The 12,786-nt window shown below is 70.9% G+C and carries 11 protein-coding genes; 8 read left to right on the forward strand and 3 right to left on the reverse strand.

Features of this window, described 5'->3' with window-relative positions:
• The first annotated feature begins 58 nt into the window (after positions 1 to 58).
• The 5 genes from ACIBUY_RS30985 (at position 59) to ACIBUY_RS31005 (ending at position 5,160) form a co-directional block, all read left to right on the forward strand.
• Positions 59 to 2,338 carry a LuxR C-terminal-related transcriptional regulator gene (locus ACIBUY_RS30985; RefSeq protein ID WP_399154360.1) on the forward strand — a complete coding sequence of 760 codons (2,280 nt, stop codon included), beginning with the start codon at positions 59 to 61 and terminating at the stop codon, positions 2,336 to 2,338.
• Positions 2,339 to 2,418: 80 nt separating this feature from the next.
• Positions 2,419 to 3,477, forward strand: a complete 1,059-nt coding sequence (locus ACIBUY_RS30990; protein ID WP_365566798.1) for a vWA domain-containing protein — start codon at positions 2,419 to 2,421, stop codon at positions 3,475 to 3,477.
• Between the two features lie 193 nt (positions 3,478 to 3,670).
• Positions 3,671 to 4,081: a helix-turn-helix domain-containing protein gene (locus tag ACIBUY_RS30995; RefSeq protein ID WP_399154361.1), complete on the forward strand. Its 411-nt coding sequence runs from the start codon at positions 3,671 to 3,673 to the stop codon at positions 4,079 to 4,081.
• 26 nt (positions 4,082 to 4,107) lie between these two features.
• Positions 4,108 to 4,701 carry a hypothetical protein gene (locus ACIBUY_RS31000; protein WP_399154362.1) on the forward strand — a complete coding sequence of 198 codons (594 nt, stop codon included), beginning with the start codon at positions 4,108 to 4,110 and terminating at the stop codon, positions 4,699 to 4,701.
• A 141-nt stretch (positions 4,702 to 4,842) separates the two neighbouring features.
• Positions 4,843 to 5,160, forward strand: a complete 318-nt coding sequence (locus ACIBUY_RS31005) for a DUF2516 family protein (RefSeq protein ID WP_399154363.1) — start codon at positions 4,843 to 4,845, stop codon at positions 5,158 to 5,160.
• A gap of 27 nt (positions 5,161 to 5,187) precedes the next feature.
• Here the strand turns inward: ACIBUY_RS31005 and ACIBUY_RS31010 are convergent, their stop codons facing one another.
• The 3 genes from ACIBUY_RS31010 to ACIBUY_RS31020 form a co-directional block, all read right to left on the reverse strand.
• On the reverse strand, positions 5,188 to 6,441 hold the full coding sequence (locus tag ACIBUY_RS31010) for a PP2C family protein-serine/threonine phosphatase (RefSeq protein ID WP_399154364.1): 1,254 nt from the start codon (positions 6,439 to 6,441) through the stop codon (positions 5,188 to 5,190).
• A gap of 399 nt (positions 6,442 to 6,840) precedes the next feature.
• Entirely contained in the window at positions 6,841 to 7,929 is a 1,089-nt protein-coding gene (locus ACIBUY_RS31015; protein ID WP_365566793.1) for an NlpC/P60 family protein, read from the reverse strand.
• 206 nt (positions 7,930 to 8,135) lie between these two features.
• A complete protein-coding gene (locus tag ACIBUY_RS31020; protein WP_399154365.1) occupies positions 8,136 to 8,942 on the reverse strand; it encodes a class I SAM-dependent methyltransferase in 807 nt (268 codons plus the stop codon).
• 179 nt (positions 8,943 to 9,121) lie between these two features.
• Between ACIBUY_RS31020 and mshA the strand changes: the two genes are divergently transcribed.
• The 3 genes from mshA to ACIBUY_RS31035 all read left to right on the forward strand — a co-directional run bounded on the left by mshA (position 9,122) and on the right by ACIBUY_RS31035 (position 12,780).
• Complete coding sequence (gene mshA, locus ACIBUY_RS31025; protein ID WP_399154366.1) at positions 9,122 to 10,483, forward strand: D-inositol-3-phosphate glycosyltransferase; 1,362 nt, start codon at positions 9,122 to 9,124, stop codon at positions 10,481 to 10,483.
• Positions 10,476 to 10,985 carry a YbjN domain-containing protein gene (locus tag ACIBUY_RS31030; RefSeq protein WP_399154367.1) on the forward strand — a complete coding sequence of 170 codons (510 nt, stop codon included), beginning with the start codon at positions 10,476 to 10,478 and terminating at the stop codon, positions 10,983 to 10,985. The genes mshA and ACIBUY_RS31030 overlap by 8 nt, the downstream gene beginning before the upstream one ends.
• A 73-nt stretch (positions 10,986 to 11,058) precedes the next feature.
• Complete coding sequence (locus tag ACIBUY_RS31035; RefSeq protein ID WP_365566789.1) at positions 11,059 to 12,780, forward strand: glycosyl hydrolase family 28-related protein; 1,722 nt, start codon at positions 11,059 to 11,061, stop codon at positions 12,778 to 12,780.
• Positions 12,781 to 12,786: the final 6 nt, after the last annotated feature.

Below are 12,786 nucleotides of genomic sequence, written 5' to 3' on the forward strand. Positions count from 1 at the left end.
TGAGAGCCGTCCGGACTCCACCGGGCTCAACCGGGCTTCGCCAGGGAAACGGGCAGCTGTGGAAGACACCCAGAAGGACAGCCACAGGGGGCGCGTTCCGCGTGTCCCCTTCGGGGTCACCTCGTTCGTGGGCCGGCGCCAGGAGCTCGGTCACCTGGTCGACGCGATGGCGCGCTCGCGGCTGGTGACCGTCACCGGGCCCGGCGGCATCGGCAAGTCGAGGCTCGCCGCGGAGGCGGCGGGCCGGGCGGCCGGACGGTTCGCCGACGGGCTCTGCGTCGCCGACCTGTCGGGACTGACCGACGCGGACCTGCTGCCGCACACCGTCGCCGCGGCCCTCGATCTGCACGACAGCGACGCGCGGCCCTCGGTCGACGGCGTCATCGCCCACCTCGGCGGGCGGAACATGCTGCTCGTCCTCGACACCTGCGAGCGCGTCGTGGACGGCTGCGCCGCGTTCGTGGCCCGGCTGCTCGCCGAGGCGCCCGAGGTGCACGTGCTGGCGACCAGCCGCCAGTCGCTCGCCGTCCAGGGCGAGCACCTCTACGCCGTCCCGTCCCTGTCGGAGGCCGACGCGCGCGAGCTGTTCACCCAGCGGGCGGCCGACGTCGTCACCGACTTCTTAGTGGACCGGCCCCAGCAGGCCCAGCTCACCAGCCTGTGCCGCCGCCTGGACGGGATGCCGCTCGCGCTCGAACTGGCCGCGGTCCGCCTCAAGGCCCTCACGCTGGCGGCCCTGGACCGCCAACTGCACCACCACTTCCGGCTGTTGGACGCCAAGCGCATGGGCGTCGTGCCCCGCCAGCAGACGCTCAGGGCCTCCCTCGACTGGAGCCACGCCCTGTGTACGCCCTTGGAGCGCGACCTGTGGGCACGGCTCTCGGTGTTCGCCGGGCCCTTCGACCTGGATGCCGCGCTCGCAGTGTGTGCCCAGGGCGAGTTGACGGAGGATCAGGTCCTTGAGGCCCTGTTCGGGCTGGTCGACAAGTCCATCGTCCAGTACACGGACCGGCACGAAGGGGGCTGGTACCGGCTTCTCGACACGCTGCGCGAGTTCGGCGCGGAGCTGCTCGACGAGGCGGAGGGGGCGCGCCTGCGCACGGCGCACCGCTCGCACTACGCCCGCCTCGCGGCCGACTTCGACCGGGACTTCCTCGAACCCGGACTGCACGAGCGGCTGCGGACCGTGCGACGCCAGCACGCCGATGTGCGGCACGCCGTCGAACTGGCCCTGGCGGACGGCGACACGGGCAGCGCCACCCGGATCGTGCACGGCCTGTGGATGTACTGGCACATCACCGGGCGGTGCACCGAGGCCCGCTACTGGTGCACGGCGATCCACGACCACCCCGGCAGCACACCGGCCGACCGCGCCGCCGCGCTCGGGGTCAAGGGCTATCTCGGCTGCATCCAGGGGGACCCGGAGGGCATCGAGCAGACCCAGGGGTGCCTGGCCCTCGCGCGTGAGTTCGGCGGCCAATTCCTGCTGGGCAGGGCGCAGTTGTACGTCCAGTTCTCCTCCGGGGTCCTCGGCGGGCTGCGCGAGGAGGCGGCGCGGGCCACCGCCGAGTCGGCGAAGCTGCTCGTCGCCGCGGGGGACGCCACGGGGCATCACGTGCTGCGCATGCAGGAGGCGTTCATCCACCTGTTGTTCCAGGACCCGGGGGCGGCGCGTGCCGTGTGCGAGCGGGGGCTCGCCGACCTCGGGGTCCGTGCCGCTCAGGACGAGGGGTGGATGCACGCCTCGTACAACTACAGCCTGGCGATGGCGCACTTCATGAGCGCCGACCTCGCGGCGAGCGCGGAGTGCAGTCGCGCCGCCCTGCGCGTGGAGCGCCGCATCGACGACGTCGCCGGGGCCTCCCACAACCTCGAGCTCATGGCCTGGCTCGCCGGGGCCACCGGCGACTTCCGCGAGGCCGCCTGGCTGCTCGGCGCGGCCGACTCGCTGTGGCAGCGCATGGGCGGCAGGCTGCAGGGCAACCCCGTTCTGGAGGCCCTGCACCAGCAGACCGAGAGCGGCTCGCGCGACGCCCTGGGCGAGCGGCGCTTCGACGGCCTGTGGCGCGAGGGGCGGGCCCTCACGCTGGTGGAGGCCGTGGACCGGGCGACCGCGGAGGATCCGGCGCCCGCCGCCCACGCGGCGCTGACCCCGCGCGAGCGCGAGGTCGCCGAGCTCGCCGCGCAGGGCCTGTCCAACCGCGAGATCAGCGAGAGCCTCGTCCTGTCCAAGCGGACCGTCGACGTCCACATGGAGCACATCCTGACGAAGCTGGGCATCGGTTCGCGCCGTCAGATCGAGGAGGCGCTCAAGTCATTTCCCCCGGCGGGCGGCTGACGCAGCATCAAGATCGATTGTCAGTGCCTGCTCATAGAGTGAAGACGTCACCAGGGGAGCGTCGAAGGGGGAGCACAGCCATGTCCGCAAACAGGATCCAGCACAAGGTCAATCACGTCGCGCTGGTCGTGGACTGTTCGGGTTCCATGAGCCCGCACCAGAGTCAACTGGTGCGTGTGGTCGACGAGTTCGTGGCGGGTCTCATGGCCGAGTCGGACAGCCTCGGCCACGAGACGCGGATCAGTCTCTACTCCTTCGACCACCGGGTGGAGAACCTGGTGTGGGACATGGATGTGAAGCACCTTCCGTCCATGCGCGGCCTGTACAAGGTGAACAACGGGGCGACGGCCCTCATCGAGGCGTCCCTCAAGTCCCTCGACGACCTGGGCCACATATGGGAGGAGTACGGCGAGCACAGCTTCCTCCAGATCGTGGTCACGGACGGCGAGGAGAACGCGTCGGGCGGGGACCGCCGCCACGACGGCGACATGACCATCCTCGGCCCGTGGCTCGACCGGATCACGGCGAAGATGGGCGGCCTCCCCGCCCACTGGACCTCCGCGATCCTCGTGCCGAACTCGCTGGCCAAGCGGACCGCGCAGAACTACGGCTTCCCGGCGGGGAACATCGCGATCTGGGACGCCGATTCGCACGAGGGCGTGGAGGAGGCGATCGGCACGGTGCGCGCCGCCGCCACCAGCTTCCTGCGGGGCCGTGAGCAGGGCGTGCGCGGCACGAAGAACCTCTTCGCCGTCGGCCAGGACATCTCGGTGGACGAGGTCCGGGCCAACCTCGAACCGATACCGGCCGACAAGTACCGGCTCCTGAAGGTCGACCAGGAGATCGAGATCCGCCCGTTCGTGAACTCGCACCCGGGCGTCACCTACGAACGAGGCGCCTGCTACTACCAGTTGGGCGCCCGCGTCCAGGTCCAGCCCGACAAGGAGGTCATCGTCGTGGAGAAGGACACCGACCGCGCCTACACGGGCGACGCGGCCCGCGCCCTGCTGTTCGGCACGGGCATCCGCGGCACGGTCTCGGTGAAGGCGGGCACGAACCCGGACCTGGAGGTCTACGTCCAGAGCCGCTCGGTGAACAGGAAGCTGAAGGTGGGGACGCGGTTGTTGATCATGCTCTGAGTGCTGTTGACCGGGTGTCCGGTGCGGGGAGTTCGACGGTCGGCGGCGAACTCCCCGCATCCGGGGTGATCAGTACAGGCCCTTGAAATCGTTCCAGCCGTTCCAGCCGCCGCTGCCGGAGGCGACCGTGACTCAGCGCACTATTGCAAGCAGGCGCTTGCAATAGTTAGCGCGGGTGCGGCAGTATCGGCGTATGGCATCGCTCAACGTCGGAAGTCTCGGCGAGTACCTGCGCGAGCAGCGGCGCAACGCGCAGCTGTCGCTTCGTCAACTCGCCGATGCCGCCGGGGTGTCCAACCCGTATCTGAGCCAGATCGAGCGCGGGCTGCGCAAGCCGAGCGCGGAGGTGTTGCAGCAGGTCGCCAAGGCGCTGCGGATCTCCGCCGAGACGCTGTACGTGCGCGCCGGCATCCTCGACGCGGAGCGGGAGCGGGACGAGGTGGAGACGCGTGCGGTGATTCTCGCCGACCCCTCCCTCAACGAGCGCCAGAAATCGGTCCTGTTGCAGATCTACGAGTCCTTCAGGCACGAGAACGGGACCGGCCCCGGCGGTGAGCAGGGCCGTCAGGACGGTGGGGATGCCGAGCCCTCGAGCAAGCAGTAGTTGATGTGATCCGGGAGGACCACGCCATGGCCATCAAGGACGACCTGCGCAAGACCTTCTCCGACCCGACCCCGCTCTACTTCGCCGCCGGTACCGCCGAGTTGGCGTTCCAGCAGGCCAAGAAGGTTCCGGGCCTCGTGGAGCAGCTGCGGGCCGAGGCGCCCGCGCGCTTCGAGGCCGTACGCAACACCGACCCGAAGGACGTGCAGGACAAGGCGTCCGCGCGGGCCAAGGAAGTTCAGGCGACCGTCAGCGCGAAGGTGAACGAGTTCGTCGCCACGCTCGACACCGACCTGAAGAAGTTCGGCGAGACGGCGCAGGACTTCGCGCTGCGCGGCGTCGGCCTCGCCGCCGAGGCCGCCGTCAAGGCGCGTGAGACGTACGAGAAGCTCGCCGAGCAGGGCGAGGAGGCCGTGAAGGCCTGGCGCGGCGAGGCCGCCGAGGAGATCAGCGAGATCGCGGTGGCCGTCGAGCCCGACCCGGAGCCGGAGGCCGCGCCCCAGTCGGCCGCCGCGGCCGGGGAGAAGCCGGCGCCCGCGAAGAAGACCGCCGCCAAGAAGACGACGGCCAAGAAGACCGCCCCCGCGAAGAAGAGCACGGACACGCCGCCCGCCAAGTAGGGGCGTGAGTCAGAGGCGCATCACGAGCCGGGCACGTAGCGCGTGCCCGGCTCGTTGTGCGGGTACGGTGGCCGAAGGCCCTCAGGACCGGAAGACGAATGTGGTGGTGGCACTGTGCTGATGCAGGGGTTCGCGAGTTTCATGTCGCTGCTGAGCCTTGCCCTGATCGTCTTCAGCGGCTTCGCGCTCGTCGACGCGGCCATCCGGCGCGAGGACGCCTTCCGGGCGGCGAGCAAGCAGACGAAGCCGTTCTGGCTGATCATCCTCGGCATCGCGTTCGTCGTGAACTGGCTGTTCTCGATCCTGTCGTTCCTGCCGATCATCGGGCTCGTCGCGACCATCGTGTACATGGTGGACGTACGGCCCGCCGTCCGGCAGATCTCCGGCGGCGGGGGCCGCAAGCGGGGCCGCGGCTCCAGCAGCGACGGCCCGTACGGTCCGTACAACGGCGGGCGCTGAGCGCCCGAAAGCCCCGGCCCCCGGGGCTCAGCGGTCCAGGAGCAGGACCGCCACGTCGTCCGTCAGGTCGCCGCCGTTGAGGTCACGGACCTCGTTCATGGCCGCCTCCAGCAGTTCCTCACCGGTGAGGCCCTGTGCGCGCTGGCGGCGGATCAGCTCCACCATGCCCTCCTGGCCGAGGCGCCGGTTGCCCTCGCCGATGCGGCCCTCGATCAGCCCGTCCGTGTAGAGCATCAGGCTCCAGGACGCCCCCAACTCCACCTGCATGCGCGGCCATCGGGCCTTCGGCAGCAGTCCGAGGGCCGGGCCGCTGTTCTCGTACGGGAGCAGGCTCGCGGGGCGTCCGGGGCTCGTGATCAGCGGGGACGGATGCCCGGCGAGGCACAGGCCCGCGCGGCGGCCGTCCGGCGAGATGTCCACCGTGCACAGCGTCGCGAAGATCTCGTCGCTCTCGCGCTCGTGCTCCAGGACCTGCTGGAGCGTGGAGAGCAGCTCGTCGCCGCACAGGCCCGCGAACGTCAACGCCCGCCAGGCGATGCGCAGTTCGACGCCGAGCGCCGCCTCGTCGGGGCCGTGGCCGCAGACGTCGCCGATCATCGCGTGGACCGTACCGTCGGCGGTGCGCACGGTGTCGTAGAAGTCGCCGCCGAGCAGGGCCCGGGAGCGGCCGGGGCGGTAGCGCGCCGCGAAGCGCAGCGGGGAGCCGTCGAGCAGCGGGGTCGGCAGCAGGCCTCGCTCCAGGCGGGCGTTCTCCTGCGCACGGATCCGGGACTCGGTGAGCTTGCGCTGCGCGACGTCGGCCCGCTTGCGCTCGACGGCGTAGCGGACGGCGCGGCCCAGCACGCGTGCGTCCAGCTCGTCGCGGAACAGATAGTCCTGGGCACCCACGCGCACCGCCTCGGCACCGCGCTCGGCGTCGCCGGACGCGGTCAGCGCGAGCACGGCGTGCCGGGGCGCGAGCCGCAGCACGTGCCGCAGGGCCTCCAGCTCGTCGGCGTCGGGCCTGGCGCCGGGCAGCGCGAGGTCGAGCAGGACGCAGTTCACGTCGTGCGTGAGCAGCCGCTCGGCCTCCGTGAGGTTGCGAGCGGTGCGCACCCGGATCGGGCGGCCCGCGGCGTCGGGCATCTCCGGGATGCTCAGCGACCCGGCCGGGTCGTCCTCGATCACCAGGAGCGTCAGGACGGTCGGGCCTGCGGTCTCGGTGTCGGGTGTGGCTTGAGCCTGAGCCTGACCACCTTCCACGGCCGGGACTGCTCTCTGCCGCGGTATGGGTACGGGCATCGCTTGGGTTTCCTTCCCTCCCCCCGAGGGCGCGGTGGGACGAAGGTCCTCGGCCCACCAGACGGGGACCATAGCGGTACCTGGCGCTTCAACGGAATGGTGAGCGGCAAACGGCCAGAGTCATATGCCGCAACCAGTACCGGAATTGGGCAGCTTCAGCCTCCGGGCGGATGACGAACATCACGCCGATGGGCCGGAACCGGAACGGGGTGAGTGCGGTAGCTCACGTGAGAGGGGTCACCCCATCAAGCCCGCCGGGCGAAGCCGGGAACGAGCCCGGACAATCAAGCCCGTCCGGCGATTGAGGACGAGCCCGAAGGGCGATCGACCCGCGCCCCAGCGCAGCAGCACCCCAAAATCAGGCCCCCAAGATCGGCCCCCCAAGATCGGCCCCCAGGATCAGGCGTCGGGACGCACAACCCCGAGTATCGCCATCGACCCGGCCCCCGCCAGCGTCACGTTCCGCCCCGGGCGAGGCGCGTGGATGATCGCCCCGTCCCCCACGTACATCCCCACGTGGCTCGCGTCGTCGTGGTAAATGATCAGGTCGCCGGGGCGCATGTCCTTGATGTCGATGTGCTTGAGCTGCTTCCACTGCTCCTGCGAGGTGCGCGGGATCGGGTGCCCGGCCGCCGCCCACGCCTGCGAGGTGAGTCCCGAGCAGTCGTACGACTTCGGGCCCTCGGCGCCCCAGACGTACGGCTTGCCCATCTGGGCACTGGCGAACTGCACCGCCTTCTTGCCGGCCGGCGTCGCCTTGCCGTTGATCTCCTTCAGGACGCCCGAGGAGAGCCAGTTCGTCTGCGCCTGCTCCTCGGCCTCCTGCTCCAGCTTGAGGAGCCGCTCGCGCTCCTTCTTCTCGAGCCTGCTCTCCAGCGCCTGCGCTTCCTTGATCTGCTTCTCGATCTTCTTCTTCGCCGCGTCCTTCTCCTTGCGGCCCTCCTCCAGGCTCTTCCACGTGGCGGAGGCTTCCTCCGCGTACCCGGAAAGGTCCTGCTGGGTCTGCGTCAGCTGCGTCACCAGGTTCTTCGTGGCCTGCTGCCCCTGGTACATCCGGCCCGCCGTGTCGAGGAAGTGCTGCGGGTCGCCGGAGAGCATGAACTGGGCCTCGGGCGGTATCCCGCCGGTGCGGTACTGCTCGCGGGCCGCCGCGCCCGCGTTGTTCTTCAGCCGCGTCAGCTTCTCCTGGCCCGCCGCGATCCGCCGGGCCAGCTTCACGATCTCGACGGACTGCTTGTCGGCCTTCTCCTGCGCCGCGTTGTACGCGTCCGTCGCCACGCCCGCGTCGTGGTACAGCTTGTCGATCTTCTTGCGGACGGCGTCCAGGTCCTTGCTCTTGAGGTCCTTGTCCGCAGCGGAACTCGAGGGCGCCAGGGTGGGAGTGGGCGTGGGAGTGGGCGCCGCGTGCGCGACGCTCGGCGCCGCCACCACGGTCACCGCGCAGACCAGCGCCGTGGCCGCCATCGTCGTCATGCTCCGCTTGCTCATCCGCTCCGCCCCCACAGCCGAGACAACAGGACCCACCTGACGCACCCTGAAGCACTTCACGCACCTGACGACAAACCTGATTTACCGTCAGTAACTTGTGCGCGCTCCGGGGATGGTGCCACGCACGCGTCAAATGCGACAGACCCCGCACCGTGTGACGAACGGCGCGCGATGATCGTTCCCCGGTTCCGCCCCGCAGTCTGCGCTCAGCCGGTGAACGGCCCGCGCGGAGCCAACGCCCCCCACTCCACGGTCAGTTCACCCTGCCGCCACCTCGCCGGGCCGTCCGTCACCGGCCAATCGGCGCTCAGGGCCCGCGCGGTGCGGATCCAGCGCTGTCGCGCGCCGTACGAGGCGTACGGTGCGGCCGCCGCCCAGGCCCGGTCGAAGTCCCGCAGGAACGCGTGCACCGGCTCTCCGGGGACATTGCGGTGGATCAGCGCCTTGGGCAGCCGCTCGGCCAGGTCGGAGGGGGTGCCGAGCGACCCGAGCCGCGTCGCGAACGTCACCGTGCGCGGGCCCTCGGGGCCGAGCGCCACCCATACGTGCCGCCGTCCGATCTCGTCGCAGGTGCCCTCCACGAGCAGCCCCTCCGGCGCGAGCCGCCCGCACAGCCGCTCCCAGACCCCGGCGACCTGGTCCTCGTCGTACTGGCGCAGCACGTTCGCGGCGCGGATCAGCAGCGGGGGAGCGGCCAGCGGCAGTTCGAAGCCGCCGTGCCGGAAGGTGAGCCCCTCCCTCTCGTACGGCTTCGCGGCCGCGACCCGGGCCGGTTCGATCTCGATGCCGACCACGCGCGCGTGGGGCGCGGTGTCGCGCAGCCGGGCAAGGAGCTCCACGGCCGTCCAGGGCGCCGCCCCGTATCCGAGGTCGACCGCCACCGGGTCGTCGGCCCGGCGCAGCGCGGCGCCGTGCACGGCCGCGATCCAGCGGTCCATGCGGCGCAGCCGGTTGGGGTTGGTGGTGCCTCGCGTCACTGTTCCCACAGGGCGGGACGGGGTACGCGGGCTCATGGTTATGAGAGTAGGCGCTGTGTCCGTACGGGCACCGGTTGAGGCCCGAATGGTAATGATTCGGCAAAGTGGAAATGGAGGGGCGCCCTCCGGCGTTGCCCCCTTGGACGAGGGCCCCTGCCCTCTCCGAGCCGTGCCCGCTGTACCGCATGTCCGCCCCACCAAGGAGGGCCCGCCACGTGAGCCAGTACGTGACCAGGTTCCGCCGTTCCGGAGCGGCCGCGACGGCGGGGTCGGCAGCGGCCCGCCTGCGCTTCCCCGGCACGCACCGGCGCCCCCGCCGCATCGCGATGCTCAGCGTCCACACCTCACCGCTGCACCAGCCCGGCACGGGCGACGCGGGCGGCATGAACGTGTACATCGTGGAGCTCGCCAAGCGCCTGGCCGCGATCAACATAGAGGTCGAGATCTTCACGCGCGCCACCACGGGCGGCCTGCCGCCCGAGGTCGAGCTCGCGCCCGGCGTCCTGGTCCGCCACGTGGACGCGGGCCCCTACGAAGGCCTCGCCAAGGAGGAGCTGCCCGCCCAGCTCTGCGCCTTCACGCACGGCGTGATGCAGGCCTGGGCAGGACACCGGCCCGGCTACTACGACCTCGTGCACTCGCACTACTGGCTCTCCGGGCACGTCGGCTGGCTGGCCGCCGAGCGCTGGGGCGTGCCGCTCGTGCACGCCATGCACACCATGGCCAAGGTCAAGAACGCGGCGCTCGCCGAGGGCGACACCCCCGAGCCCGCCGCCCGCGTCATCGGCGAGACGCAGATCGTGCGCGCCGCCGACCGGCTCGTCGCGAACACCTCCGAGGAGGCCGACGAGCTGGTCCGGCACTACGAGGCGGAGCCCGGCAAGGTCGCGGTCGTGCACCCCGGCGTGAACCTGGACCGGTTCAAGGTCGGCGACGGCCGCGCCGCCGCCCGCGCCCGCCTCGGCCTGCCCCAGGACGCGCTGATCCCGCTCTTCGCGGGCCGCATCCAGCCGCTCAAGGCCCCCGACATCCTACTCAAGGCCGTCGCCGTGCTCCTCGACGAGCGCCCCGAGCTGCGCTCGCGCCTCCTCGTCCCCGTGGTCGGCGGCCCCAGCGGCAGCGGCCTCGCCAAGCCCGCCGCCCTGCACAAGCTCGCCGCCCAGCTGGGCATCTCCGACGTCGTGCGGTTCCACCCGCCGGTCGGCCAGGAGCAGCTCGCGGACTGGTTCCGCGCCGCCTCCGTACTCGTGATGCCGTCCTACAGCGAGTCGTTCGGCCTGGTCGCCATAGAGGCGCAGGCGGCGGGCACGCCCGTCCTCGCGGCGTCGGTGGGCGGCCTCCCGGTGGCCGTGCGCGACGGAAAGACCGGCTTCCTTGTGGACGGCCACGAACCTGCTCGCTACGCGCGCGTGCTGCGCGAATTCGCCGACCATCCCCACCTTGTGGACAGCATGGGTGCCGCGGCCGCCCGGCACGCCCAGTTCTTCGGCTGGGACACGTCCGCGTCCGCGACGGCCGACGTCTACACCGCGGCCATGCAGGAACACCGCCGTCACGTACTCTCGCACCATGGCTGACACCCCTCAGGAGCGGCACAACCGCGAGCTCGTCGAGACCGCGCTGAAGGCCGCCGAGGTGCCGTGGGAGAGCCCCGAGCAGGGCACGTACGTCGTCTCGCTGCCCGGCACCCGCAAGCTGTCCACGACGCTCTCGCTGCGCGTGGGCCGGCACAGCCTGACCCTGACCGCGTTCGTGATCCGGCACCCGGACGAGAACGAGGCGGGCGTGCACCGCTGGCTCCTGGAGCGCAACCTGCGCCTGTACGGCGTGAGTTACGCGGTCGACCCGCTCGGCGACATCTACCTCACCGGCAAGCTGCCGCTGTCCGCCGTCTCGCCCGAGGAGCTCGACCGGCTGATGGGCGTCGTCCTGGAGGCGGCCGACGGCGCGTTCAACTCCCTTCTGGAGCTGGGTTTCGCGAGCGCGATCCGCAAGGAGTACGCGTGGCGCACCTCGCGCGGCGAATCCACGCGCAACCTGGACGCGTTCACGCATCTGATCGAGCGCCCCTCTAAGTAGTCCCGCCAAGTAGCGCTGCCCTCCCTCTAGTTCACAGCTGCACGACCCTTACCCCCGAGGGGGTCACCGTGGCATGCTCGCGCCCGGCACTCACGTGAACATCGTTCATGTATGTATACATCGACGGAGGGTGGCAGCGGTGCGGGATCTCAGCAGGCGCGGTGTGTTGGGCGGGGCGGTCGCGGTGACGGCAGCAGCGATCACCGGGGTGGGCACAGGTGCCGCCACGGCGAGCGCGGGCCAAGTCCCCGACATCTGGCGCGAGTTCACCAAGAACCCCTTCGGGCACCCGCAGATCCCCTTCGTCGGCCGCGCCGGATACCGCGCGGGCCGCCGCCGCTTCGACCGTCCGGGCCGCGTCCTGCGAGCCGAGTCCTACGGCGCCGTCGCCGACGGCACGACCGACTGCGCCCCCGCGATCAACCGTGCCCTCGCTGCCGCCGGACGGGCCGGCGGGGGCACGGTGCTCCTCGGCAGCGGCACGTACCGCATCGACGACCTGATCCACATCGGCCACGACGACGTGGTCCTCAAGGGCGCGGGCAGCACCCGCACCACGCTGTACGCCACCAAGAACCTCACCGAACTCATCGGCGTCTACGGCTCCCGCTACGGCGGCGACAAGTCCTCCTGGTCCTGGGCGGGCGGCCTGATCTGGCTCTGCCCCGAGGACCGCTTCCGTACGCTCACCGACGCGATCAGGGCGAAGGCCTGGCCGTTCGAGGGCTGGACGGGCAACAAGCGCGACGAGTGGCAGACCCTGACGACCGTCGCACCGGCCACGCGCGGCTCCTGGTCGGTGACGGTCGCCGACGCCTCGAAGCTCCGCAAGGGCGACCTCGTCCTGCTCCGCCTCGCCGACGACGCGGACCACACGCTGCTCGAGCACATGGCGGGCGGCGGCGCGGGACCCGAGGCCTACTACTGGGACGACAAGACCAAGCTCACCTCGTACGTGCCCTACGAGTGGCCGGTGCGCATCGCCTCCGTCAAGCGCGACCGGGTCACCTTCGAGCGCCCGCTGCCCCTCGACGTGCGCCCCGAGTGGGACCCGCGGCTCACGACGCACGTGAAGGCCCTGACGGGAGCGGGAGTCGAGGGCCTGACCCTGGAAGCCGTCGAGACGCCGCAGTCGCAGCACCTGCTCGACAAGGGCTACAACGGCCTCGCGCTGCAGTGCACGTACGACTGCTGGGTCGACGACGTCACGGTGTGGAACGTCGACAACGGCTTCGGGTTCATCGCCTCCTCGGCCTCGACCCTGCGCCGCACCACGGTCGGCGGCCGCGGCGAGCACCACCCCTACTACTGCCGCGAGGGCTCGCACGACAACCTGGTCGAGGACTTCACCCTCCGGCAGCGCACCGTCGAGGCGCCCGCGAACACGCAGCTGCACGGCATCAACGTAGAAGGGCTGTCCTCGCACAACGTCTGGTCGCGCGGCCGCATGGAGATGGGCACCTTCGACTCGCACCGCGGTATGCCGTTCGCCAACGTGCGCACCGACATCACGGTGAACAACAACGGCAGGCACGGCGGAGATGCCTCCGCAGGACCGCTGTTCGGCGCGCGCTTCACCCACTGGAACATCAGGGTCACCAATGAGCGCGCGGGCCTGATGAAGATCGACGGGCTCGCGCCGTGGAGCGCGACGGTCGGGGTCAACACGGTCCGCGAGTTCGACCAGATCGACGTGCCGGACTTCGCGGGGTCCCTCAACTCCCGCCTGGAGCTGTACGGGACGACGGACGAGGTGCGCCCGCGCAACCTGTACGACGCCCAACGGGACATATAGCGGTGG

This window comes from Streptomyces sp. NPDC050085 (genome assembly GCF_044460595.1).
Taxonomy (GTDB): domain Bacteria; phylum Actinomycetota; class Actinomycetes; order Streptomycetales; family Streptomycetaceae; genus Streptomyces.